This window comes from Planctomonas psychrotolerans (assembly GCF_008642235.1).
GTDB lineage: Bacteria > Actinomycetota > Actinomycetes > Actinomycetales > Microbacteriaceae > Planctomonas > Planctomonas psychrotolerans.
In genome coordinates this window covers 722,602-747,167 of sequence record NZ_SJEV01000001.1, presented here as the reverse complement: position 1 = coordinate 747,167, position 24,566 = coordinate 722,602, and the positions used below count along the sequence as shown (strand labels likewise).

Annotated in this window: 21 protein-coding genes; 11 read left to right on the top strand and 10 right to left on the bottom strand. The window is 69.6% G+C overall.

Annotated features, from left to right (window positions below; all coding sequences use genetic code 11):
* Window positions 1-9: 9 nt before the first annotated feature.
* Together EY822_RS03265 and EY822_RS03260 are read right to left on the bottom strand one after the other, a co-directional pair.
* Window positions 10-1,710, bottom strand: a complete 1,701-nt coding sequence (locus EY822_RS03265) for a phospho-sugar mutase (protein WP_150306964.1) — start codon at window positions 1,708-1,710, stop codon at window positions 10-12.
* Window positions 1,707-2,540 carry a purine-nucleoside phosphorylase gene (locus tag EY822_RS03260; RefSeq protein WP_150306963.1) on the bottom strand — a complete coding sequence of 278 codons (834 nt, stop codon included), beginning with the start codon at window positions 2,538-2,540 and terminating at the stop codon, window positions 1,707-1,709. The genes EY822_RS03265 and EY822_RS03260 overlap by 4 nt, the downstream gene beginning before the upstream one ends.
* Before the next feature lie 100 nt (window positions 2,541-2,640).
* Here EY822_RS03260 and EY822_RS03255 point away from each other — a divergent pair, with 100 nt between their 5' ends.
* Window positions 2,641-4,080, top strand: coding sequence for an NAD(P)H-quinone dehydrogenase (locus EY822_RS03255; RefSeq protein ID WP_150306962.1), 1,440 nt, complete (start codon window positions 2,641-2,643; stop codon window positions 4,078-4,080).
* Window positions 4,081-4,183: 103 nt separating this feature from the next.
* On the opposite strand, the gene EY822_RS03250 is transcribed toward EY822_RS03255, so the two are convergent.
* A complete protein-coding gene (locus EY822_RS03250) occupies window positions 4,184-5,962 on the bottom strand; it encodes an acetyl/propionyl/methylcrotonyl-CoA carboxylase subunit alpha (protein ID WP_150306961.1) in 1,779 nt (592 codons plus the stop codon).
* Window positions 5,963-6,053: 91 nt separating this feature from the next.
* Window positions 6,054-6,704: a Maf family protein gene (locus EY822_RS03245; protein WP_150306960.1), complete on the bottom strand. Its 651-nt coding sequence runs from the start codon at window positions 6,702-6,704 to the stop codon at window positions 6,054-6,056.
* 31 nt (window positions 6,705-6,735) lie between these two features.
* Here EY822_RS03245 and EY822_RS03240 point away from each other — a divergent pair, with 31 nt between their 5' ends.
* From EY822_RS03240 to EY822_RS03225, 4 genes are all read left to right on the top strand, one after another.
* Window positions 6,736-8,007: a class I SAM-dependent RNA methyltransferase gene (locus EY822_RS03240; protein ID WP_150306959.1), complete on the top strand. Its 1,272-nt coding sequence runs from the start codon at window positions 6,736-6,738 to the stop codon at window positions 8,005-8,007.
* Between the two features lie 126 nt (window positions 8,008-8,133).
* Window positions 8,134-8,781 carry a response regulator transcription factor gene (locus tag EY822_RS03235; RefSeq protein ID WP_319803459.1) on the top strand — a complete coding sequence of 216 codons (648 nt, stop codon included), beginning with the start codon at window positions 8,134-8,136 and terminating at the stop codon, window positions 8,779-8,781.
* Entirely contained in the window at window positions 8,771-10,042 is a 1,272-nt protein-coding gene (locus EY822_RS03230; protein ID WP_150306958.1) for a sensor histidine kinase, read from the top strand. The genes EY822_RS03235 and EY822_RS03230 overlap by 11 nt, the downstream gene beginning before the upstream one ends.
* Complete coding sequence (locus tag EY822_RS03225) at window positions 10,039-11,061, top strand: hypothetical protein (protein WP_150306957.1); 1,023 nt, start codon at window positions 10,039-10,041, stop codon at window positions 11,059-11,061. Before EY822_RS03230 ends, EY822_RS03225 begins: the two co-directional genes overlap by 4 nt.
* Before the next feature lie 362 nt (window positions 11,062-11,423).
* Here the strand turns inward: EY822_RS03225 and EY822_RS03220 are convergent, their stop codons facing one another.
* On the bottom strand, window positions 11,424-11,663 hold the full coding sequence (locus EY822_RS03220; RefSeq protein WP_150306956.1) for an acyl-CoA carboxylase subunit epsilon: 240 nt from the start codon (window positions 11,661-11,663) through the stop codon (window positions 11,424-11,426).
* On the bottom strand, window positions 11,660-13,231 hold the full coding sequence (locus tag EY822_RS03215; protein WP_150308736.1) for an acyl-CoA carboxylase subunit beta: 1,572 nt from the start codon (window positions 13,229-13,231) through the stop codon (window positions 11,660-11,662). The genes EY822_RS03220 and EY822_RS03215 overlap by 4 nt, the downstream gene beginning before the upstream one ends.
* 150 nt (window positions 13,232-13,381) lie before the next feature.
* Here EY822_RS03215 and EY822_RS03210 point away from each other — a divergent pair, with 150 nt between their 5' ends.
* Genes EY822_RS03210 through EY822_RS03200 form a run of 3 tightly spaced genes read left to right on the top strand, consistent with a single transcriptional unit; the run spans window position 13,382 to window position 16,235 of the window.
* The gene (locus EY822_RS03210) at window positions 13,382-14,179 is read left to right on the top strand and encodes a biotin--[acetyl-CoA-carboxylase] ligase (RefSeq protein ID WP_150306955.1); all 798 of its coding nucleotides are present in this window, start codon (window positions 13,382-13,384) and stop codon (window positions 14,177-14,179) included.
* 6 nt (window positions 14,180-14,185) lie between these two features.
* Window positions 14,186-14,878, top strand: coding sequence for a PH domain-containing protein (locus tag EY822_RS03205; protein WP_150306954.1), 693 nt, complete (start codon window positions 14,186-14,188; stop codon window positions 14,876-14,878).
* 43 nt (window positions 14,879-14,921) lie between these two features.
* Window positions 14,922-16,235 (top strand): UDP-glucose dehydrogenase family protein, encoded by a 1,314-nt coding sequence (locus EY822_RS03200; protein WP_150306953.1) that lies wholly within the window; start codon window positions 14,922-14,924, stop codon window positions 16,233-16,235.
* A gap of 12 nt (window positions 16,236-16,247) precedes the next feature.
* Here the strand turns inward: EY822_RS03200 and EY822_RS03195 are convergent, their stop codons facing one another.
* Complete coding sequence (locus EY822_RS03195) at window positions 16,248-16,742, bottom strand: GtrA family protein (RefSeq protein ID WP_227496983.1); 495 nt, start codon at window positions 16,740-16,742, stop codon at window positions 16,248-16,250.
* A 145-nt stretch (window positions 16,743-16,887) separates the two neighbouring features.
* On the opposite strand from EY822_RS03195, the gene EY822_RS03190 reads away from it, so the two are divergent.
* The 3 genes from EY822_RS03190 to EY822_RS03180 all read left to right on the top strand — a co-directional run bounded on the left by EY822_RS03190 (window position 16,888) and on the right by EY822_RS03180 (window position 19,971).
* Complete coding sequence (locus EY822_RS03190; RefSeq protein WP_264674001.1) at window positions 16,888-18,063, top strand: 5-(carboxyamino)imidazole ribonucleotide synthase; 1,176 nt, start codon at window positions 16,888-16,890, stop codon at window positions 18,061-18,063.
* Window positions 18,064-18,080: 17 nt separating this feature from the next.
* Window positions 18,081-18,623, top strand: a complete 543-nt coding sequence (gene purE / locus EY822_RS03185; protein WP_150306951.1) for a 5-(carboxyamino)imidazole ribonucleotide mutase — start codon at window positions 18,081-18,083, stop codon at window positions 18,621-18,623.
* A gap of 61 nt (window positions 18,624-18,684) precedes the next feature.
* Window positions 18,685-19,971, top strand: a complete 1,287-nt coding sequence (locus EY822_RS03180; RefSeq protein WP_227496982.1) for an LCP family protein — start codon at window positions 18,685-18,687, stop codon at window positions 19,969-19,971.
* A gap of 726 nt (window positions 19,972-20,697) precedes the next feature.
* Here EY822_RS03180 and EY822_RS03175 read toward each other — a convergent pair.
* The 3 genes from EY822_RS03175 to rfbD form a co-directional block, all read right to left on the bottom strand.
* Window positions 20,698-22,113 (bottom strand): HNH endonuclease signature motif containing protein, encoded by a 1,416-nt coding sequence (locus tag EY822_RS03175; protein ID WP_150306949.1) that lies wholly within the window; start codon window positions 22,111-22,113, stop codon window positions 20,698-20,700.
* A gap of 321 nt (window positions 22,114-22,434) precedes the next feature.
* The gene (locus tag EY822_RS03170; protein WP_227496981.1) at window positions 22,435-23,571 is read right to left on the bottom strand and encodes a glycosyltransferase family 4 protein; all 1,137 of its coding nucleotides are present in this window, start codon (window positions 23,569-23,571) and stop codon (window positions 22,435-22,437) included.
* Window positions 23,572-23,678: 107 nt separating this feature from the next.
* A complete protein-coding gene (gene rfbD / locus EY822_RS03165; protein WP_150306948.1) occupies window positions 23,679-24,536 on the bottom strand; it encodes a dTDP-4-dehydrorhamnose reductase in 858 nt (285 codons plus the stop codon).
* Between the last annotated feature and the right edge of the window lie 30 nt (window positions 24,537-24,566).

Sequence of the window (24,566 nt, the reverse complement as noted above, 5' to 3'; positions counted from 1 at the left end):
CCGAAGGGCCTAGACTTCGATCAACCGGTGAACATTCACGCTGAGCTCGGTGACCACGGCCTTCGCCGCATTCTTCCGCTGCTCGGCGGTCCCGTCGGTGCTCTGCGCGTCGATGTACACCTTGACCTTGGGCTCCGTGCCGCTCGGCCGGATGATCACCCGGGCATCCCCGGCCAGCCAGAAGCGCAGCACGTCGCTCGGCGGCAGATCCCCGAAGCCGTGCAGCAGGTCGTCCACCCGCTCGACGGGGATGCTGCCGATGCGCTTCGGCGGCGCAGCGCGCAGCCGTTCCATCACCCGAGGGATGTCGGCCAGATCGGTCATGCGCACCGAGATCTGATCGGACGCGAAGTAGCCGAACCGCTCGGCGAACTCCCGGTCGTAGGAGTCGATCGAGCGCCCCTGCGCCTTCAGCAGCAGTGCGCCTTCGAGCGCGGCGAGCGCGGCCGAGATGCCGTCCTTGTCGCTCACCTTCCAGGGGTCGACGAGGTAGCCGAGGGCCTCCTCGAAACCGAAGATGAGATCGGGAACGCGGGAGATCCACTTGAAGCCGGTGAGGGTCTCCTGGAATCCGAACCCGTACGCCCGGGCGATGGCCGCCAGGGCGGGCGAGGAGACGATCGACGAGGCGAACGTGCCGGTACGGCCCTCGCTCGCGTACCGGTCCGCGATGCCGAGGCCGAGCAACGCGCCCACCTCGTTACCGCTCAACCGACGCCAGGCGCCGTGGTCGTCGACGATCGCCGCGGCGAGCCGGTCGGCGTCGGGGTCGTTGGCGAGGATCAGTTCGGCACCCACCTCGATGGCCTTGGCGAAGGCGAGGTCGAGCGCGCCAGGCTCCTCCGGGTTCGGGAACTCCACGGTGGGGAACGTCGCGTCCGGCTCCACCTGCTCGTCGACGAGCACCGGCGGGTTGATGCCCGCCTCGGCGAAGACGCGCTCGGCGACCTCCCACCCCACGCCGTGCATCGGCGTGTACACGAAGGTGATCGGGGCCACAGGGGCGCGCAGGATGGACGCCGTGAGGGTGACGTACTCGTCGAGCACGCTCTCGTCGGCGATCGTGTACTCGGCTGACCGGTGGATGTCCCGCACCGCGCGGTCCTTCGCGGCCCGCGCGATGAACGCCGCGATGTCGCGGTCGGCGGGGGAGACGATCTGGGTGCCGTGATCCGCGCCGCCGAGGTACACCTTGTACCCGTTGTCCTGCGCGGGATTGTGCGATGCGGTCACCATCACGCCGGCGTCGACACCGAGGTGGCGCACGGCGAAAGCGAGCACCGGCGTCGGCAGCTTCCGCGGCAGCAGGATGGCGCGCACCCCCGCACCGGCCATGATCTCCGCGGTGTCCCGGGCGAACACGTCGGAGTTCTTGCGGCCGTCATAGCCGATCACGATCGACGGTCGGGAGCTCCGGCCGCGGAGGTAGTCGGCGAACCCGGACGCGGTCTGCGCCACGAGCACCCGGTTCATCCGGTTGGGGCCGGCCCCGATGGCGCCCCGGAGCCCCGCGGTGCCGAACTGGAGTCGGGTGTCGAAGCGCGCGTGCAGTCCGGCGAGGGCACGGTCACGGGCCTCGCCCGCACCGCCGGCGGCCGCATCGAGCAGGTCCTGGATCTCGGCGCGCGTCTCGTCGTCGGGGTCCTGGGCGAGCCACGCCCGAGCATCGGCGATGACGGCCCGGTCGGCGGGGTTCGGCTGCGCGCTCACAGCGCGCTCACGATGCGTGCCAGCAGGTCGCCGAGCCGCGCTTCCGCGGCCTTGCCCGCGTCGAGCACCTCTTCGTGGCTCAGTGGCGTGGTCTGGATGCCGGCGGCGAGGTTGGTGATGAGCGACATGCCGAGGAGCTCCATGCCGGCCTCGCGCGCGGCGATGGCCTCCAGGGCCGTCGACATGCCGACGATGTGGCCGCCGATAGCCTTGGCGTACTGCACCTCGGCCGGGGTCTCGTAGTGCGGTCCGCGGAACTGGCAGTACACGCCCTCGTCGAGCGACGGGTCGACCGTGCGGGCGATGTCGCGCAACCGGCGCGTGTAGAGGTCGGTGAGGTCGACGAAGGTCGCCCCCTCGAGCGGCGAGTCGGCGGTGAGGTTGATGTGATCGCTGATCAGCACCGGGGTGCCCGGCGTCCACGTGTCGCGGATGCCGCCGGCGCCGTTGGTGAGGATCATGGTGCGGGCACCCGCCGCGGCCGCCGTGCGCACGGAGTGCACCACGCGGCGCACGCCGTGCCCCTCGTAGTAGTGCGTGCGTGCGCCGATGATCAGGGCGCGGGCGCCGTTCGGCAGCAGGACCGAGCGGAGGGTGCCCGCGTGACCGGCGAGGGCGGGCGCGGAGAACCCCACGATGTCCACCGCCGGGATCGAGGCGGTGGTCTCGCCGAGCAGATCGGCGGCTCTGCCCCATCCGCTTCCCAGAGTGAGGGCGATGTCGTGACGGTCCACTCCGGTGCGTTCCGCGAGCTGTTCGGCCGCCTTCTGCGCGATTCCGAAGGGGCTCGCGCCGGGGTCGTCGAGGGGGTGCGGCGCGGTGGAGTGCATGCCCCGATTGTAGGTCCCGGACCCGGGTGACCCGGAGCCGGGTTGTAGGGGTCGGCACGCTGCTTTGGCGGGCGCCGACAATCAAGAGACAATGTTCCCTATGTCATACGAGTTCGAGAGCGCACAGAAGATCGCCATCCTCGGGGGCGGGCCCGGCGGCTACGAAGCGGCGATCGCGGGTGCGCAGCTCGGGGCGGAGGTGACGCTCATCGAGCGCGTCGGAGTGGGCGGCTCCGCGGTGCTCACCGACGTGGTGCCGTCGAAGACGCTCATCGCCACCGCGGAGGCCACCAACTCGATCGGAGAGGCCGCCGATCTCGGCGTTCAGTTCTTCTCCCGCTCCGAGACGTCGCACCGTCCCGTCCGGCCGGAGGTCGCCGTGAACCTCAGCGCCGTGAACCTCCGACTGCAGCGACTGGCCCGCCAGCAGTCCGAAGACATGAAGTCCACCCTGATCCGTGCGGGGGTGCGCATCGTGCAGGGGGAGGGTCGCCTCGACGGACCCCACCGCATCGTGGTGTCCACCGCGAAGGGGCCGAAGGGCAAGGACTTCGACGAGATCGACGCCGACACCGTCGTGATCTCCGTGGGCGCGAGCCCCCGGGTGCTCGACTCCGCGAAGCCGGACGGCGAACGCATCCTCACCTGGACCCAGCTCTACTCGATGGACACGACCCCGGACCACCTGATCGTCGTCGGATCGGGTGTCACCGGCGCCGAGTTCGCGTCGGCCTACACCGCTCTCGGATCGAAAGTCACCCTGATCTCGAGCCGCGACCAGGTGCTGCCGGGAGAGGACGCCGACGCCGCACAGGTGATCGAGGACGTCTTCAAGCGCAACGGCATGACCGTGCTCTCCAAGACGCGGGCCGAGAGCGTGGTGCGCACCGACGACGGCGTGGTCGCCACCCTCACCGACGGCCGCACCGTGGAGGGCAGCCACTGCCTCATGGCCGTCGGGGCGGTGCCCAACACCGCGGGCATCGGTCTTGAAGAGGCGGGCGTGCAGCTCACCGACTCCGGGCACATCCGCGTGAACCGCGTCGCCCGCACATCCGTATCGAGCATCTACGCGGCGGGCGACTGCACCAACTTCCTGCCGCTCGCCTCGGTCGCCGCCATGCAGGGGCGCACCGCGGTGTACCACGCCATGGGCGACGCCGTGAATCCGACCGAGCTGCGCAACGTGACCTCGAACATCTTCACCCAGCCCGAGATCGCCACCGTCGGCTGGTCGCAGCACCAGATCGAGGAGGGGCTCGCCCAGGGCGAGATCTACAAGCTGCCGCTGTCGTCGAACCCCCGCGCCAAGATGCAGAACGTGCGCGACGGCTTCGTCAAGCTGTTCGCCCGCACCGGGTCGGGGACGGTGATCGGCGGCGTCATCGTGGGACCGCGCGCGTCGGAACTCATCTTCTCGCTCGCGCTCGCCGTGGAGCACCGGCTCACCGTCGACGACGTCGCCCGCGCGTTCACGGTGTACCCGTCGCTGTCCGGCTCCATCTCGGATGCCGCACGCGCGATGCACATCGTCCACTAGCCGCGGCCGCGACGGTCACTGACCTCTCACCGGTTCGTGCGCCCATCGAAGGGACGCCGGTCGTCGTCCCTTCGACGGGCTCAGGGACCGTGACGCAGTCGGCTCAGCCCGTGATGTCGAGGAGCACGTGCCCCGACGGAACGGTGCTCCCGACCTCGGCCGACAGGTTGGCCACGGTGCCGTCCCGGTGCGCGGTGAGCGGTTGCTCCATCTTCATGGCCTCCAGCACCAGGATGAGGTCTCCCTTCACCACGGCGTCGCCCTCGGCCACGGCCACCTTCACGATCGTCGCCTGCATGGGCGCCTTCACCGAGTGGCCGGATGCCGCGGTGACGCCGGCCGTCGCGGCTCCGCGTCGCCGGGGCGCGGTCGGGGCGCCGGCGTCGGCACTCCCGGAGCCGCGCAGCAGCTTCCTCGGCAGCGTCACCTCGACGCGCTTGCCGCCGACCTCCACGACCACGCTCTGCCGCTCATCGCCCGTGGCCGCGGGCAGGTCGCCCTGCTCGCCCGTCCACGGCTCGATGTCGTTCTGGAACTCGTTCTCGATCCACAGCGTGTAGATGCTGAACGGGTCGCCGTTCGCCGGGGCGAACGCCGGGTCGCGCACGACGGCACGGTGGAACGGCAGCACGGTGGGCAGCCCGGTCACCTCGAACTCGTCGAGGGCGCGGCGTGCGCGTTCGAGGGCGTCCTCGCGGGTGGCGCCGGTCACGATCAGCTTCGCGAGGAGCGAGTCGAACGCTCCGGAGATCACGTCGCCGGACTGCACGCCGGAGTCGACGCGCACCCCGGGGCCGCCCGGGGCGGTGAACACGTGCACGGGACCGGGCGAGGGGAAGAAGCCGCGGCCGGCATCCTCGCCGTTGATGCGGAACTCGAGGGAGTGGCCGCGCGGCTCGGGATCGGCATAGTCCAGCACGCCTCCCTCGGCGAGGCGGAACTGCTCGCGCACGAGGTCGATGCCGGTCACCTCCTCGGTCACCGGGTGCTCCACCTGCAGGCGGGTGTTCACCTCGAGGAACGAGATGGTGCCGTCCTTGCCGACCAGGAACTCGCAGGTGCCCGCCCCGACATAGCCCACCTCGCGCAGGATGGCCTTCGACGAGCGGTAGAGCAGCGCGTTCTGCTCGTCGCTCAGGAACGGCGCGGGAGCCTCCTCGACGAGCTTCTGGTGGCGGCGCTGCAGGGAGCAGTCCCGGGTGGAGACGACGACCACGGTGCCGTGCGCGTCGGCCAGGCACTGGGTCTCCACGTGGCGCGGTTCGTCGAGGTACTTCTCCACGAAGCACTCCCCGCGTCCGAACGCGGCGATCGCTTCGCGCGTCGCCGAGTCGAAGAGTTCGGCGACCTCGTCGCGGCTGCGAGCCACCTTGAGGCCCCGGCCGCCACCGCCGAACGCGGCCTTGATGGCCACGGGAAGGCCGTGCTGGTCGACGAAGTCGAGCACCTCGTCGGCGCCCGAGACGGGGTTGAGCGTTCCGGGGGCCAGCGGTGCACCCACCCGCTCGGCCACGTGCCGCGCGGTCACCTTGTCGCCGAGCTGTTCGATGGCATCGGGCGAGGGGCCGATCCAGATGAGACCCGCGTCGATCACGGCCCGCGCGAACGCGGCGTTCTCGGCGAGGAACCCGTACCCCGGGTGCACCGCATCGGCACCGGAGCGGCGGGCGACCGAGAGGATCTTCTCGATCACGAGATACGTCTCGGCGCTGGTACTGCCGCCGAGGGCGTAGGCCTCGTCCGCGAGGCGGGTGTGCAGGGCATCGCGATCCTGGTCGGCGTACACGGCGACACTGCCGATTCCGCTGTCTCGCGCCGCTCGGATGACCCGTACTGCTATTTCGCCCCGGTTGGCGATGAGGACCTTGGTGATGCGCGACATAAATCCCTAGCCTATTGGGGGAGGGGGGCTAGGCTTTGGACGACTCTCACAAACGTGTCGCGGTTGCGCGGGAGGGTGCCCACAACGGCTCTCAGGATGCGGGGGAGCGGTTCCAGAGGGAGGTCCACTCGACGTCGAGTGAGCGCACCAGCCGGCGGAGCACGCTCACGGAGAGCCCCACGACGGTGTGCGGGTCTCCGTCGATCGTCGTGATGAAGGCCGCGCCCAGACTGTCGATCGTGAATGCGCCGGCGACCGCGAGCGGTTCGCCCGTGGCCACATAGGCGTCGATCTCCGCGTCGGTGATGTCGTCGGCGAACTCGACCGTGGCCACCGACGTGCACCCGACGGAGCGCCCCGGGACGCCGGCGCGCACCGCGATGAGGTGATGCCCGCTGTGCAGCAGTCCGCTTCTTCCGCGCTGCGCGTGCCAGCGCTCCCGCGCTCTCTCGGCGGTGTGCGGCTTGCCGTGGATCATCCCGTCGATCTCGAAGGCGGAGTCGCCACCCAGCACGAGGCCGTCGATGTGCTCGGTGGCCGCGGCGAGGGCCACGGCCGCCTCGGCCTTCGTCCGGGCGAGCAACTGCACCATCTCGTCGGCGGGCAGGGGGCCGCGTTCGGCTTCCGCCGCGCGCACCACGGCGTCCTCGTCGACGAGGGACGGGAGCAGCACCGGCTCGATGCCCGCCGCGCGCAGAGTGGCCAGTCGCGCGGGCGACGTGGAGGCGAGGTACAGGCGCATGTCGTTTCCCGGGGTGTGCGATGCTCGGTGAATGGCTAAAACCCGCGAACCATCCTCGGCCGACTCGGCTGCAATCGGCACCGAGGTGGAACTGGACGTCACCAACGTAGCCCACGGCGGCGTCTTCGTGGCCCGGCACGAGGGCCGGGTGATCTTCGTCGCCGACGCCATCCCCGGTGAGCGGGTGCGCGCGCGCATCACCGACACCGGACACGCGAGTTTCTGGCGGGCGGACACGCTGGACGTGCTGTCGGCGTCGCCGCACCGGCAGGAGCACATCTGGCCCGCCGCGGCCGTGGACCGTTCGCCGGAGGACCGTGCGGGAGGCGCCGAGTTCGGCCACATCGCTCTCGCTCACCAGCGCGAGCTGAAGCGGCAGGTGGTGGTCGATTCCCTGTCCCGCATGGCGCGGCTCGACCGGGACGTCTCGGTGGAGGCGCTCCCGGGTGACGACGAGTCGGGCGGCACCGGCTGGCGCACCCGGGTGAGCCTGCACGTGGCCGAGGACGGCACCATCGGCCCCTACGCCGCCCGGTCGCACCGCGTCATCCCGGTGGACCACCTGCCGCTCGCCACGCGGAGGGTCAACGAGACCGCCCCGTTCGCGCAGAAGTTCCCGAACGTGGAATCGGTGGACATCGTCGAACCGTCCGAGGGGCCGCTGCGCCTCCTGCTCATGGACGGCCGCGCGCAGAAACGCGACACCATCACCGAGCGCGTGCACGACCGGAGCTTCGCCCTCGAGGCGGGCGGCTTCTGGCAGGTTCACCGGGCGGCGGCCGAGACGCTGTACGACGCCGTGCAGGGAGCGGTCGACGAAGCCTCCTTCGATCCTCGCGCCGCGAACCTCGACCTCTATGGCGGGGTGGGGCTGATGGCGGCGGCGCTCGGCGACCGGTTCGGCAGCACCACGCGCATCACCAGCGTGGAGAGCGACGAGGTGGCCACCGACTACGCCGGCGACAACCTCGCCGAATGGCTCGGTGCCGCGGCGGTCACGGCCCGGGTCGACCGCTATCTGCAGGAGATGGCGCGCAACGCGTCCGCGGCCGAGAAGCGCCGTTACGCCGCCGCCACCGTGGTGCTCGATCCGCCGCGGTCGGGTGCCAAGAAGCCCGTGGTGAACGCTTTGACGGCGCTGTCGCCCGCCCAGATCGTGTACGTCGCGTGCGATCCCGTGGCGTTCGCGCGGGACGTGTCGCTCTTCGCCGAGCGAGGATACGCACTGCGCTCGTTGCGCGCATTCGACCTCTTTCCGAACACTCATCACGTGGAGGCCGTCGGGCTACTGATGCGGGAGTAGTCCTGCCGATACCATGGGGGCACACACTCGGGGCAGTGTGGGTGACGCCAGGCGGGATTATTCGTGATTAACACATCAGATCAGCAGCAATCAACCGGCAGGGGGCCGGCCGGTTCGACCGTTCGAGTGGCCGTCGTCGACGATCACGAGTCGGTTCGGCTCGGACTGAAGGCCGCGTGCCTGGATGCCGGCTACGACTTCGTGCTGGCCGCGGCGAGTGCGACGGAGCTCGTCGCCGGACTCACCGGCAAGGAATGCGACGTGGTCGTGCTCGACCTCTCCCTCGGCGACGGGTCGACCGTCACCGACAACGTGAAGCTCGCGCAGGCGACGGGCGCCGCCGTGCTGATCCATAGCATCGCCGACCGCGTGGCCAGTGTGCGAGAGGCGCTCGCCGCCGGTGCCGCCGGTGTCATCCCCAAGTCCTCCGCCACGCAGACCGTGATCGCCGCCATCGCAACCGTCGCGCGGGGCGAGGTGCTCAACAACCTCGAGTGGGCCACCGCGATCGACGCGGACAGCGACTTCGCGAAGGCGCAGCTCGGCCGCCGGGAACGCGACGTGCTGCACCTGTACGCGTCCGGACTGCCGCTGAAGAGGGTCGCCGAGCAGCTCGGCATCGCCAATTCCACCGCTCGGGAGTACCTCGACCGCATCCGCGTGAAGTACATCGAGATCGGGCGTCCCGCGCCGACGAAGGTCGACCTGCTGCGTCGAGCCGTGGAGGACGGCATCCTCCCCGGCTTGGATCCCGACGGCAGCGATGGCCACTGAGCGCTTAGCGATTCCGGCCGCGCCGGAGACCCGGAGTCCGAGCAACCCCATCAGCCGCGCTCGCATCGAGACGGTGCTCGCCCGCGCGGTCGGCGCCTTCGGGCTGGTGTTCAGCCTGCAGTCCCTCCCGGCGCTCATCACGCAGACCTCGGGCGTCATGCTGGTGTGGAACGTCGTCATCGCCGCGTCCTTCTTCGGCGGGCTTCTCGTCGTCATCGCCGCCGCGCTCGCACGGCGATTCGTCGCCGCCGCGAACGGCTACGTGGCCTTCGCCTACCTGGCCGGGCTGATCACCTGGCCTTTCGCCGCTGATGCGTCGGTCCTGACCGATGACGCAGCGCCCTGGTTGTGGTTCGTCCTCACCGTCGCTACGGCATGTGCAGCCATCGCGTTCAGCGTCTGGCTCGCCGCCGCCTACACGGTCATCGTTCCTGTCGTCTACGGCGTCGTCCGCTTGACCCCGGCAGGCGGCTCGGCCGAACCGATCGCTGCGCTGCTCAACGTGGTCTACGCCATCATCCTGGGCGGTGCGCTGCTCGTGCTCGTCACCGTTCTACGGCAGGCTGCATCGTCCGTCGATGCCGCGCAGAGCACCGCGCTGGAGCGCTACGCCCATGCCGTGCGCCAGCACGCCACGGAGGTGGAGCGGGTGCAGGTCGACGCCATCGTGCACGACAGCGTGCTCACCACCTTCCTCTCGGCGGCGCGGGCGTACACCCCCGACGCCCGGGAGCTCGCCGCGACGATGGCGGGCAACGCGATCGATCACCTCGCCGACGCCGGGCTCGGCACCACGCAGGACGGGTCCACCGTCGCTCTGCGCAAGCTGACCCAGCGCATCATCGATGCCGCCTCCACGATGTCCGCCCCGATCGCCGTGCGAACCGACGAGATCGGGGCCTGCGTCGTACCGGTCAACGCGGCCGAGGCGTTGTACTCGGCGGCCGTTCAGGCGATGGTCAACAGCCTGCAGCACGCCGGTTCCGACGGTCGGGACGTCGAACGCGTGCTGTCACTCCGGGGCATCGGCGCGAGCGGGGTGAGCATCGAGGTGCGGGACAACGGCATCGGGTTCGACGTGCATCAGGTGCCGAGCGAGCGCCTCGGGCTGCGTGTGTCCATCCGGGAGCGGGTCTCCAACGTGGGCGGCGTGGTCGCGGTCGATTCCGCGAAGGGCGAAGGCACCACGGTACGGATCACCTGGCCGAACCCCGAACAGGTGCGCGAGGACCAGAACGAGATCAGCGGGGCGGCATCGTGATCAGCGTTCCGCGGTACATCATCGTCGGCATCGCCGGCCTGTTCTCCGGCTATCACATCCTTCTCGGGCTGGTATCCCTTCCCGGCACGGCCAGCCCAGTGCCTGCGCTCGTGGCGATGGGACTGTATGCGGTCGCCACCGTCCTCAGCCTATGGCCGAAGAGCCCCACCCTCATGCCGCGGTGGCTGGCGGCCTTCAACCTCGCCGTATGCGTGGCGGTCACCCTGCTCGTGACCAGTCAGCTCGACCCGGACCGGTCGATCGGGAACATGACCTGGCATGTGGCGGCGGTCGGAACGCTGATGACCATCACGTCCACGAGGCGTCAGCAGGCGTTCGCCTGGGCCGGCGTGTTCTTCCTCGTCGCGCAGTCGGTGCTCTGGACCGACCTCGGCAACGTGCCGAAGCTCGGCGTGATCGGCAGCGTGCTCTGGGTGGCCGTCTCGCACATGCTCGCCCGGGCGCTCGCGAAAGCCGGCCGGGACGCGCGGCAGTTCGCCCTCGCCGAGCGGGAGGCGACCGACTGGCAGGCGGCGCAGGAGGCCCACCTCTTCGAGCGTCAGTTCCGCCTCCGCCAGACCAGCACCATGGCGCTTCCGATGCTTCGCCGCATCGTCGAGCGCAACGGCGACCTGAACGAGCAGGAGCGCCAGGAGTGCCTCTACCTCGAGGGCGGCATCCGCGACGAGATCCGCGGGCGCAAACTGCTGAACGATGCCGTGCGGCGGGAGGTCATGGAGGCGCGGCGCCGGGGGACCGTCGTGACCCTCCTCGATGAGGGGGGCATCGACGACCTCGACGAGACGGAGATGGAGCGGGTGCTCAATCGCCTCGCCAGCGCCATCCGGTCCACCCGCACCGACAAGCTCATCGCGCGCACCGTGCCCGAGGGGTCGGCGACGGCGGTGACCGTGGTGGGCGTCAGCATGTCGGGCGATGGCAGCGCGAGCATGCTCGCCCAGGACGACCAGGACGACGAGGTCGACCTGTGGCTGGAGATCCCGCGCACCGCTGGGTGACCTTGCACCCTGGACCGACTGCGCCACGGTTGACCGCGCACCGCCGGTTAACGAGGAGAAGGGCCGATCTATGGACCAGCCCTTCTCGATTCCGAGTCAGGGCGACAACCCGAATGTCGCCCTGACTCGCCCCCAGGACATTCGCCCGCTTACCCTAGTCGGCGAATGCCAGGTGGTGTGACTCTTGGAGTAACACCTAGCGATATCTATCTTGGTCGTCGTTCCCCGGCCGCACAGTCGTCATTTATGAGGACACTTGGGGGACATTTTCCGGCGCCCCAGTCCGTGTGCCCCCGAATTGCCGCGGAACTGCCCCGAGAGCCGTCCCGCGAATGGGGTACAGCGCGGGGCCTGAGACCGCTTCAGCCCGAGAACCCCCGCCAGCGGCCGGGCCCCGGAACGATCGTGCCGCGGATCGCCCGTTGGCTGCGCTGCCACGTCGAGGGGCTCGGTTCGATCGGCTCGGCCCGGGCGCCCGCCCGTTCCGCGACGAGCGCGGCGAGCACGGCGGAGGCGGCGGCGATCTCCTCGGCGGTGGGGTTGCCGGAGACCACCCGCACATCGTCGGCGCCGAGAACGCCCTGCTCGTCCGGGTCGCTCACAGCGGGATGTTCCCGTGCTTCTTGGGCGGCAGGCTCGCGCGCTTGGTGCGAAGGGCCCGCAGCGCCTTCGTGATGGCCACCCGAGTGGCGGCGGGTTCGATCACGCCGTCCAGCTCGCCCCGTTCGGCGGCGAGGAACGGGCTCGCCACGTTGTACGTGTACTCGTTCGCGAGCCGGGTGCGCACGGCGGCGACATCCTCGCCCGCCTCACCGGCCTTCCGGATCTCGTTGCGGTACAGGATGTTCACCGCACCCTGTCCGCCCATCACCGCGATCTCGGCCGTCGGCCAGGCGAGGTTGATGTCGGCGCCCAACTGCTTCGAGCCCATCACGATGTACGCGCCGCCGTACGCCTTGCGGGTGATGATCGTGACGAGCGGAACGGTGGCCTCGGCGTAGGCGTAGAGCAGCTTCGCGCCGCGACGGATCACGCCCGTCCATTCCTGGTCGGTGCCGGGCAGGTATCCCGGCACGTCCACCAGGGTGATGATCGGAATGGAGAACGCGTCGCAGAACCGCACGAACCGCGAGGCCTTCTCGCCCGCCTCGATGTTGAGGGTGCCGGCCATCGCGCCCGGCTGGTTCGCCACGATGCCGACCGACCTGCCCTCCACCCGCGCGAAGCCCACGACGATGTTCGGCGCGAACAGCGGCTGCGTCTCCAGGAACTCGCCGTGATCGACCACGCGTTCGATGAGCGCGTGCACGTCGTAGGGCTGGTTCGGGGAATCGGGGATGAGCGTGTTGAGCTTGCGGTCGGAGTCGGTGATCTCGAGTTCCGGCTCGTTCGCGTAGACGGGCAGCTCGGCGAGGTTGTTGTCGGGGAGGAAACCGAGCAGCGTGCGCGCGTAGTCGAGTGCATCGTCCTCGTCGCTCGCCAGATAGTGCGAGACACCCGAGATGCTGTTGTGCGTATAGGCGCCACCGAGCTCTTCGAAGCCGACGTCCTCACCGGTCACGGTCTTGATCACATCGGGCCCCGTGACGAACATGTGGCTCGTCTTGTCGACCATGATCACGAAGTCGGTCAGGGCGGGGGAGTACACGGCCCCGCCCGCCGCCGGACCCATGATGATCGAGATCTGCGGGATCACCCCGGACGCCGCGGTGTTCAACCGGAAGATCTCGCCGTACTTGCCGAGGGCGACCACGCCCTCCTGGATGCGGGCGCCGCCGGAGTCGAGCATGCCGATGATGGGCACACCGGTCTTGATGGCGAGCTCCATCACCTTGATGATCTTCTCGCCGGCGACCTCGCCGAGGGATCCGCCGAAGATCGTGAAGTCCTGCGAGTAGACGGCGACCTGACGACCGTGGATGGTGCCCGTGCCGGTGACGACGGCGTCACCGTAGGGTCGCTTCTTCTCCATGCCGAACGCGTGGGTGCGGTGCCGCACGAACTCGTCGAGCTCCACGAACGAGCCGTGGTCGAGAAGCACGTCGATGCGCTCCCGCGCGGTCATCTTCCCGCGCGCGTGCTGCTTCTCGATCGCGGCCTCGCCGCTCGCGGTGACCGCCTCGTGATACCGATTCTTCAGGTCCGCCAGCTTGCCGGCGGTCGTGTACATATCGGGAGGCGTTTCGCTGCTGGTCACGCGGTTCACTTTACCGGTCGCCCTCTTCGCCGCCCGGCTGCCCGTCGCGCCCTTCCGTGCCGCCCTTCCGTGCCGCTCCTCGTGCCGTTCGGGCCGCCCGGACCGCGGTCGTACGCTGAGCGCATGGAGTTTCCCCGTTCGTCGGCCGTGAGCGCCCGGCTCGAGCACGTGCCCTTCACTGGCTCCACCAACGACGATCTCGTGCGCCGGGTCTCCGGCGCGGATGCCTCGACCTGGCCGCACCTGTCGGTGGTCGTGACCCGCGACCAGCGGGCCGGACGGGGTAGGGCGGGACGCGTATGGACGGCCCCCGCCGGCTCGTCGCTCGCGGCATCGGTGCTCCTCCGGATCGACGGTATCCCGCAGGGCAGCTGGGGATGGTTCCCGCTCCTCGCCGGCACCGCCATGGCCCGGGCGGTGCGCGCCGCGCTGCCGGCTGGCGTTGCCGGGTCCGACGTGACGCTCAAGTGGCCGAACGACGTGCTGATCGACGGCAGAAAGGTCTGCGGCATCCTCTGCGAGCTCCTCGCCTCCCCGTCGGCCGTGGTCGTGGGCTCCGGGGTGAACGTGACCCTGACCGCCGACGACCTGCCCACCGACACATCGACCTCCCTGCTCCTCGCCGGCGCCGAGGCCCCGGATGCCGACGCCCTGCTCGCGGACTACCTCGCCGAGCTCGACACCCTGGCCACCGCGTTCGCGTCCGCGCGGGGCGACGCGGTCGTCTCCGGCGTGCGGGATGCGGTCGTCGCCGAGTGCGGCACCCTGGGCCGTCGGGTTCGGGTGGAACTGCCGGGCGGGAACGAACTGCGCGGCACCGCGGTGGACATCGATGAGGTGGGACGCGTGCGCATCCGATCCGGGCCGGATGGCCGGACCACGGCTGTCGCCGCCGGAGATGTCACCCATCTGCGGTATTAATGGGGGATGGCCCGGAAGGATCGCTCCACGCTCCGCCGCGCTGACGCGACCCGCCACATCCCCGACGACGATGGGGAGACGACCGTGCTGCAGGACACCCAGCCGGCCCCGCACCGCCGGCAGGCCGACTACCGGCAGCACGAGTATCAGCAGCACCCGTCGGTTCCTCCCGAGGTGCCGGAACGGGTGGTCGCCACGCTCCGTCCGCACGCCCGGGTGCTGTTCTTCCCCTGCCTCACCCTCATCCTGCTCGCCGGTGCCGCCGGGTACTTCGGTGAGTCCTTCCCCGAGGGCTGGCAGCGTACGGCCTTCTACGGTGCGGTGGCCCTCGGGGTGCTCCTCTTCTGGCTCCTGCCACTGCTCATCTGGCTGAGCCGCCGCTGCACCATCACCACCCGCCGACTCATCGTGAGGCGCGGCTTCTTCGTGCGCGTCCGGCAGGAACTGCTGCACAGCCGCGGGTACGACATCAGCCTGTCCCGCGGCCCGGTGCAGAGCGTGTTCCGGAGCGGTGACATCCGCATCAACACCGGGCTCGAGGCGCCGGTGCTGCTGCGGGACGTGCCCTCTGCGACCCTCGTGACGCGGGCTCTGCAGGACCTCATGGAGGCCGGCGCGGATCCGATGACCGCTCGCCGCCAGCAGGAGGATTCCATCGGCACCCGGGGAACGCATCCGAGCGCACAGGGCTGGCGGTAGCGCCCCGGTCATCGGCGCCGTCGCCATTCCCTAGGCTATGGCCATGAGAATTTCTGTCGTTGGCTGTGGTTACCTGGGCGCCGTTCACGCGGTGGGAATGGCCGAACTCGGTCATGAGGTCGTAGGCGTGGATGTGGACGAGTCCAAGATCGCGCTGCTCAACTCGGGAGAGGCTCCGTTTTACGAGCCCGGTCTCCCCGAACTGCTGAAGGACGCCCTCGCCACGGGACGGCTGTCATTCACCACGGACATCTCGGCCGTGAAGGGCGCGGCCGTGCACTTCGTGGCAGTCGGCACCCCGCAGCGCAAGGGCAGCAACGCCGCCGACCTCACCTACGTGGATGCGGCGGTCGACGCGCTCGCCCCGCACCTGTCGGCCGGTGACATCGTGGTGGGCAAGTCCACCGTTCCGGTGGGAACGGCCGCTCGCCTGGCCGAGCGTGTCACCGCGTCGGCGCCCGGTGCGGTACTCGCGTGGAACCCGGAGTTCCTCCGCGAGGGCCTGGCCGTGCAGGACACGCTGTCTCCCGACCGGCTCGTCTACGGCGTTCCGTCGGGCGAGACCGGGGTCGCCGCGGCCTCCGCTCTCGACAAGATCTACGCCGTCGCCCTCGCGAAGAAGACCCCGCGCATCATCACCGACTACGCCACCGCAGAGCTCGTGAAGGTCAGCGCCAATGCGTTCCTCGCCACGAAGATCTCCTTCATCAACGCCATGGCCGAGGTGTGCGAGGCCACGGGTGCCGACGTCACCCAGCTGGCCGACGCCATCGGACACGACGCACGCATCGGTCGCCGCTTCCTGAACGCCGGCCTCGGCTTCGGCGGTGGCTGCCTGCCGAAGGACATCCGCGCCTTCATGGCCCGTGCCGACGAACTCGGCGTGGATCAGGCGCTGTCGTTCCTCAGCGACGTGGATGACATCAACTTGCGCCGCCGCACCCGCATGGTCGAACTGGCCCGGGAGGTCTGCGGCGGCGAGCTGGCGGGCAAGCGCATCGCGGTACTGGGCCTCGCCTTCAAGCCGAACTCCGACGACGTTCGCGATTCTCCGGCACTCGACGTGGCGACCCAGCTGATGCGGGAGGGCGCGGTCGTCGTCGCCACCGACCCGGAGGCGATCGAGACGTCCCGTCGGCTCGTCCCCGATCTCACGCTCGTCCCCACGCCCGAGGAAGCCGCGAAGGGAGCGGACGCCGTGCTGCTGCTCACGGAGTGGCAGCAGTACCGCGAGCTCGACCCGCGAGCACTCGGCTACATCGTGAGCACGAAGGCGATCCTCGACGGGCGCAACTGCCTCGCTCCCGCCGAGTGGCGCTCCGCGGGCTGGACCTACCGCGCGCTCGGTCGCCCGTAGCGCGCGGATCCGCTACTCGGAGGCGAGGGCGCGCCTCTTCGCTCGTCGATGGGCGCGCCTCGGCGAGTACACCCAGTGCCGGTACAGCGTGAAGCGGAACACCGAGCCGAGCAGCAGGCCGATGACGTTCGACGAGATGTTGTCGGCCAGCACCGAGGTGAACCCGAGCACGTAGTGGGAGATCCACAGGCAGAGCAGGCCGATGCCCATGCCCAGCAGGCTGACGACGAGGAACTCCACCGCCTCCAGCGTGGTGCGTGCGCTGCGGTGCGGGCCGAAGGTCCAGTAGCGGTTACCGACCCAGTTGGCGCCGATGGCGAGCGAGGTCGAGACGACCTTCGCGAGGATCGGACCCTCGTGCAGCACGTCGGGACTCAGCACGCTGATCCGCAGCAGAGTGAAGACGCCCACGTCGATCACGAAGCCGACCCCGCCGACCAGTCCGAACTTCATCAGCTGCGAGAGGAGCGTGGAGTGCGCGCGCGTCGTGGATGAAGCGTCGATCACGTCGGCTGCATCCGTTCGGTCGGTCGATGGGCGAAGATAGGTCGTACCGTCGGGAGTCTAAGCCCCCGACATTTCGCAACGCTCACAGAGCAACGCTCATCGCGCCACGCGTACGAAGCCACGCTCACGGAGCTACACGCCCGCAGTGCGGAGACGGAGGGCAACCATGACTCGAACCATCGGTGTGATCGGCGGCGGACAACTCGCCCGCATGATGGTCCCCGCGGCGATCAACCTCGGTGTGGACATCCGGGTACTCGCCGAAGCGGACGGCATGGCGGCCGCGCTCGCCGCCAGCAGCGTGGGGGACTACCGCGACGTCGACACCGTCCTGGCCTTCGCCCGGGGTGTGGATGCGGTGACGTTCGATCATGAGCACGTGCCGCAGGCCGTGCTGCGGGCGCTCGTGGACGCGGGTGTGGCCGTGCATCCCGGTCCGGACGCGCTTCGCTACGCCCAGGACAAAGTGCTCATGCGGGAGCGGCTGACCGAGCTGGGGCTTCCCGTGCCGATCTGGGCGCGGGTGACGTCGCCGGCGGAGCTCGGCGACTTCCTCCGCGCCAACGGCGGGGTGGCGGTCGTGAAGACGCCGCGCGGCGGGTACGACGGCAAGGGAGTCCGCGTCGTGCGGGATGCCGCCGATGCCGACGACTGGTTCGCCGCGCTCGCCGATGCGTCGCCGAATGATGACTCCGACGCTGCGCCCGCACTGCTCGTGGAGGAGCTCGTCGACTTCCGCCGGGAGCTGGCGCAGTCGGTGGCCCGTCGACCGAGCGGCGACATCGTCGCCTGGCCGGTGGTGGAGTCGGTGCAGCGCGACGGCGTCTGCGCCGAGGTGATCGCGCCGGCACCGCAGGCGGCTCTGCGTGCGTCCACCGTCGCATCCGACATCGCCTACGCGGTGGCGGAGGGCGTGGGCGTGACCGGGGTGCTCGCCGTGGAACTGTTCGAGACCACCGACGACCGGTTGCTCGTGAACGAGCTCGCCATGCGCCCGCACAACTCCGGCCACTGGTCGATCGACGGGTCGACCACCAGTCAGTTCGAGCAGCACCTGCGCGCAGTGCTCGACCTTCCGCTCGGCGCCACCGGGTGCCGCGACGCGTGGTCGGTGATGGTCAACGTCTTCGGCGGACCGGAGGCCGGCGGTCTGGCCGGCCGCTACCCCCGGATGTTCGCCGACCACCCCACGGTGAAGGTGCACAATTACGGCAAGGAGTCGCGTCCCGGCCGCAAAGTGGGACACGTGACCGCGGGAGGGGACGAGCTCGAGGAGGTCGTCTTCCAGGCGCGCGCCGCGGCGGCGCTGCTCGCGACCTGACGTTTAGCATTGTCCCCATGCCCAATCCCGAGCTCCCGTCCGCCCACCCGTCCGGTACCGCCGAAGGAGGGACGCCGGTCGTCGGGCTGGTCATGGGATCGGATTCCGACTGGAGCGTGATGGCGGATGCCGCCGAGATCCTCGCCGAACTCGGCATTCCGCACGAGGTCGAGGTGGTGTCGGCGCACCGCACTCCGCAGCGCATGATCGCCTACGGCACCGAGGCGCGTGCGCGCGGTCTCCGGGTGATCATCGCGGGTGCGGGCGGCGCGGCTCACCTGCCGGGCATGCTCGCCTCCGTCACCACACTGCCGGTGATCGGGGTGCCGGTGCCGCTCTCCCGCCTCGACGGCCTCGACTCGTTGCTCTCGATCGTCCAGATGCCCGCGGGTGTGCCCGTGGCGACCGTGTCCATCGGCGGCGCGAAGAACGCCGGCCTGCTTGCGGCGCGCATGCTCGCCACCGCCGACGATGCGCTGGCGCAGAGACTGACGAACTACGCTGACACTCTTGCCGAACTGGTCGAGCAGAAGAACGCCGCCCTGAAGAAGAGGTTGTAGCCCCGAACCCATGAGTCTTACCGCTCCTTTACGCAACCCGGATACCCGATCCGAGTCCTTCATGACCAAGCGCGGTTGGTGGCTCGTCGGAATGAACTTCCTCATTCCCGGCTCCGCGCAGGTGCTCGCGGGGAACCGCAAGCTCGGCCGCTTCGGCCTCGCCGCCACCCTTCTGCTCTGGACCCTCGCACTCGTCGCGCTCGTGCTGTACTTCGTGGCGCGTGGAGTCCTGTTCTCCGCGGTCACCATGCCCGCCCCGCTCCTCGTGCTGCAGGTGCTGCTCGCCGCCTACGCCGTGCTGTGGCTCGTGCTCACCCTCGACACCATCCGGCTGGCCCGGTTGGCGAAGGCATATCCGGCCGCGCGACTGCTGGTCGCCGGTCTCGCCGTCGTCTCGCTGGTCGCCACGGCGGGCCCCGCCAGTTACGGCGCGTACCTCTTCGGGGTGCAACGCGGGTTCGTGAGCACGCTGTTCGGCACCGGACCGACGGCCGACCCGGTGGACGGCCAGTACAACATCCTGCTGCTCGGCGCAGATGCCGGACCCGATCGGCAGGGACTCCGCCCCGACAGCATCACGGTGGTCAGCATCGACGCCGAGACCGGCGAGACGACGATGATTGGGTTGCCTCGCAACCTGGTTCGTGCGCCGTTCTCGGCCGGTTCGCCCATGCAGTCGCTGTACCCGGATGGCTACAAGCGGTGCAACGTGGACGTGTGCATGCTCAACTCGATCTACACCGAGGTGCAGCTGTACAGCCCGGAGCTCTATCCCAACGCCGAGGCCATCGGCAGCCAGCCGGGGATCGAGGCGATGCGCGATGCGGCGGAGGGCGTCACCGGCTTGGAGATCCAGTACTTCGGGCTGATCGACATGCAGGGATTCGCCGACCTGATCGACGCTCTCGGAGGCGTGACGATCGACGTGAAGACCCGTGTGGCCATGGGGGCCGGGCACGACGAGAACAACAACCCGGTACCGATCGACGCATGGATCGAGCCGGGTGTGCAGAACCTCGACGGGTTCCACGCCCTCTGGTACGCCCGGTCGCGATACCTCACCTCCGACTACGACCGAATGGCCCGTCAGCGCGAGTTGCAGCAGGCGATCATCCAGCAGTTCGACCCGCTGAACGTGCTGACCAAGTTCGAGGGCATCGCGGATGCCGGGGCGCAGGTCGTGAAGACGGACATCCCGCAGAGCATGCTCGGCTACTTCACCCAGCTCGCCATGAAGGCGCGGGACCAGCCCGTGACCGAGCTGGCGGTGACGATGCCGCTCACCGACCCGGAGAACCCGGACTACGACGTGGTGCACGCGGCCATCGCGGCGGCGACGGCGCCCTAGTCGCGATCCTTCCGCGCGTCCGGCTCGGTCCCCCAGCCTGTCGGTCCCTGAGCTACGGTCCCTGAGCTTGTCGAAGGGACGCAGCCCTACGGTCCCTGAGCTTGTCGAAGGGACGCAGCCCTACGGTCCCTGAGCTTGTCGAAGGGACGCACCCCACGGTCCCTGAGCCTGTCGAAGGGACGTGACTCGTTGCGGTCGTGTGGGGGTGCGGAGGTGGCGTGCTGGGGCTCCGCCCATAGATGCCCACCGACCCCGGAGCCCCACCGCGCCACCTCCGCCCCCGACTGTTCGGGCGACGGCCGTTCCCGGGGTGGTCGAGGCGGCCTATGCGGATACGGTCCCTGAGCTCGTCGAAGGGGCCAAAACCGCGCTGCGTCCCGTCGCTTCGACAGGCTCAGCGACCGTAACTCGCGATCGCCACGCCCGCTGAGTCGTCGAGGAGCACGCAACCTCACACGGTCCCTGAGCCTGTCTAAGGGACACAACCGCAAGGGACGCACGCATACGGTCCCTGAGCTTGTCGAAGGGACGCTTGCTGCGCGGTCCCGTCGCTTCGACAGGCTCAGCGACCGTGACTCGGGATCGCGACGCCCGATGCGTAACCTGACGGGAACGCAACCTCACACGGTCCCTGAGCCCGTCGAAGGGACGCATGCGTACCGGTCCAGTCGACGCGACTCCCCCGGCGCGGGACTAGTCGGGTGGGGTGTCGAGTCGGTCGAGGAGTCAGGTTCGGGATTTGGTCGCGGGTCGCCACTTCCCGAAGTACTCGATCCAGGGTGGCGGCTTCACTTCCGGTACCCCGTGTCGCATCCGGATGCCCCACTGGGAGGTGTCGATGGTGCGGTGATGGAACCAGCACAACAGCACACCATTGTCCGTGTGGGTCGGCCCACCGTCCCGGTCCGGGACCACGTGGTGGATCTCGCACCACCCGACGGGGATGGTGCAGCCGGGAATGACGCACCCGCCGTCACGGAGGGAGATCGCGCGTCGTTGCTGTGGGGTGAAGCACCGCTCCGGTGAACCCAGGCGCACGATCCGCCCCTCAGTCGTGAGGACGACTTTCTGGATGCCGCCGGTGCACACCATCTGCCGTACCGTCCGCATCGACACCGGGCCCTCGACCCGGTCCGACCAGCCGGCACCTCGGTTCGCTTCGAGGTCCTCTGCGCGGACCGACACCAGGACGGTGGGTGCGGCACCACCGATGGTGGGTGCCTGGCCGCTGCGGGCCATGGCGTCGATGATCGCGACGAAGATGTCATGCCGCTGCTGCGCCGGCGTCCGCGAATCCTTGCCGCCTTCCGTTTCCGCGGCTGCGCGTTCTTCTTCGGTCATGAACGCGGGCGCGGTGGTCGGGGTCAGGTACGCATCGAACAGGGTCTTTGCCCGAGCCCCGGCTTCCGCCATGAGCTGGAAGCTGCCGTGCAGCAGCCCGTTGCGTTCCGGACCGAAGCGGAACCCCCGCACCCCCATGGCGCGGTCCTCGGCCGGGTCGAGTCCGTCGGGGTCGATCTTCGCCTGCCACACGCACACCATCACCCGCACCGAGTCCGCCGAGGCGGGCACCGTGCTGTCGGGGCCGGTGCCGGTGGCAGCGGCGACCAACTCGGTCTCCGCCTTTCCCAGCTCGTCCAAGGACCCGTGGGCGAGGAGCGGGGTGAGGCCCTTGGTGATCACCGTGGCGGCGTCGATACCCATGGTGCCGTCCTCGACGGCCTGAGCCACCAGATCGAATCGTGCTCTCGTGCGGTCGCCGCCCAGGAACGGGTCGCGACGAACGTCGCCGGCCAGTATTACCCGGCGGCGGGCGGTGGTGCCGGACACCTGGGTCAACTGCTCAATGAGATCCGCGGGAGTGCGGCAGCCGCGGGACACTGCGAGCCCGCGCGCGCCGCGGGACGGGCGGGAACGGTCCGCAACCTCACCGGCGAGAGCGACGCGCAAGGCGTCGACGCGACGGCCGAGGCGTTCGACCTCGGTAACCAGCGCGAGAGTGTCTGCGTCGGTGAGGTCCGGAATGGTGGCGCACGGGAGAGCATCGGCGCACTCGGTGGCGAGTGCGTGGATGCGGGCGATCGGATCGCCGATGAGAGACGGTCCGTGCGGTGCCGGGGCTTCCGCGGCCGAGGGGTTCATACAGGCACTATCGCACGCACCTACGACATTCTCACCTAGAGGTTTGAGCCGGTCAGTGGCCGTTTTTCGGTCGAGCTTGCGGAGGAGAAGAGGGGGCGGTCGACGGCGCCCTATGTCCCTTCGACAGGCTCAGGGACCGTGTTGGGCTCAGGGACCGTGTGGGTGCGTCCCTTCGACAGGCTCAGGGACCGTGTTGGGCTCGGTGACCGTGTGGGTGCGTCCCTTCGACAGGCTCAGGGACCGCGTGGGTGCGTCCCTTCGACAGGCTCAGGGACCGCGCGGGACCGCGAAAGGGCGGCGTCACCCCGGGGGCGGCCATACCTAGAGGTCGGCGTGCAGCTGCCAGACGCGCTCGGCCGAGTCACGCCAGCTGAACGCCCGCGACCGGTCGGAGCCGAAGACGCCGAGGCGCTCACGGAGCGCCCTGTCCGTCAGCAGGCTCCCGATGGCGACGGCGAGGCGCTCCGGATACCCGGCGGCATCCTCACGGGCAACCGCAACGCCCGCATTGTCCGCCACCTCCACGAGCGCCGGCGCGTCGGAGTGCACCACGGGAACGCCGAACGAGAACGCCTCGATCACGGGCAACCCGAACCCCTCGGCGAGACTGGGGTAGACGAAGACGGTGGCGCGCTCCATCACCACCGCCAGGTCGGTGTCGGAGAGGAAACCCATGCTGCGCACGCGTTCGGGCGCCACTCCCGCTTCCTGCGCCACCTGCGTGAGGTCGAGGTCCCCCCAACCCTGCGGTCCCACGACGAGCAGGGGGAGGTCGTGCGTCTCGGGACGCGCGAGCGCCTGGATGAGCGGCACGAGCCCCTTTCGCGGCTCGAGGGTTCCCACCGTGAGCAGGTAATTCGTCGGCAGACCGAGCTCGTCGGCGCGGGCATCCGGATCGGGCGGCAGCACGATCTGTGAACTGACGGCACCGCCGATCACCCGCACGCGATCCCCGAAGTCGAGATACTCGGCGAGCTGGGCTGCCACGGCATGCGTGGGGACGACGATGGCGTCGGCGTGCTTGCGCGCACGCTTCGCCATGGCCTTGTGCCAGCTGACCCCGTGCTTCGTGAGGGTCTCGGGGTGGGTCCACGGCACCACGTCGTGAATGGTCGCCACCACCTGAGTCCCGTCGTTCACCCGATCGTGCGATCGGAGCGGCGCGAGCAGGCTCGGCGCGTGGATCATGCCGCCCCCGGGCGACGTGGTGAGCCCCAGCTGCCACGCGCGCGCCAGCTCACGACGGGAGAGCGTGGTCTTGTAGAGGCCCGCGAGGCCGGGAAGACGATCGAGCAGGTCCTGGTAGACGTCGGGCGACGATGACGACACGATGCCCTCGATCTCGCAGTCCCGAGGTGCCGTGGCGATGAGTTGCCTCGTCAGGTCCTCGGTGTACCGGCCGATGCCGCCGGGTACGGGGGCGATCATCTGGTCAACGATCACGCGCAGGGTCGGCACGAAGTGGCTCCTCTAATCCCGTCCCGCAACGGGACGGACGACAGCGGATGTGCGAGCGCGGAGGGTCACCCCGACATGCTCCGGACGCATCAAGGGTAACAAGCCGGTCAGGAGGGCTGGCTGAGTACTCCGGCGTGCTCGGCCGCCGTGAGGGCGTCCTTCCAGTCCCGCATGGGCGCGAGACCGGCGCGTGCCCAGCCGTCGTGGCCGAGCACGGAGAACGACGGACGCGGCGCGGGGCGCACGAAGGTGCTGCTGTCGGTGGGCTTCACCCGGTTGGGATCCAGGCCCGCCACGACGAAGACGGCCTGCGCGAAGTCGAACCAGCTCGCCCGGCCGGCGTTGGTGCCGTGGTAGATGCCCGCCGGTGCTTCGGCGTCGACGAGTCGCACCAGCTGTTCGGCGAGATCGAGGGTCCAGGTGGGTTGTCCGAACTGGTCGTTGACCACGCTCACGGTTTCCCGTGCCGCGGCCAGCTTCAGCATCGTGGTGGCGAAGTTGGGGCCATGCGCGCCGTACAACCACGCGGTGCGCACCACGTAGCTGCGGTCCGGGTTGTTCCGCAGCACCAGTTCCTCACCGGCCGCCTTGGTACGCCCGTAGGCGGAGATGGGGTCGTGCGGGGTCGACTCGTCGTACGGCGAGGATGCGGACCCGTTGAAGACATAGTCGGTCGACACCTGCACCAGCGTCGCACCCGCCTCGGCCGCGGCAGTGGCGAGGTTGCCCGCACCGACGGCGTTGACCGCGTACGCCTCCTCCTCGTGAGCCTCGGCGTCATCCACCTTCGTGTACGCGGCGAGGTTGAACACCACGTCGTGGCCCTGTACGGCCTGCCGTGCCGCGCCTGCGTCGGTCACGTCGAGATCCGCGCGACCGAGCGCGGTGACGTCCCGGCCCGACAGTGCGGAAGAGAGGTCCCGGCCCAGCATGCCCGATGCTCCGGTGATCAAGTACTTCGTCATCGTGCGCTCCTTATGTCTGTACGGTGCGGA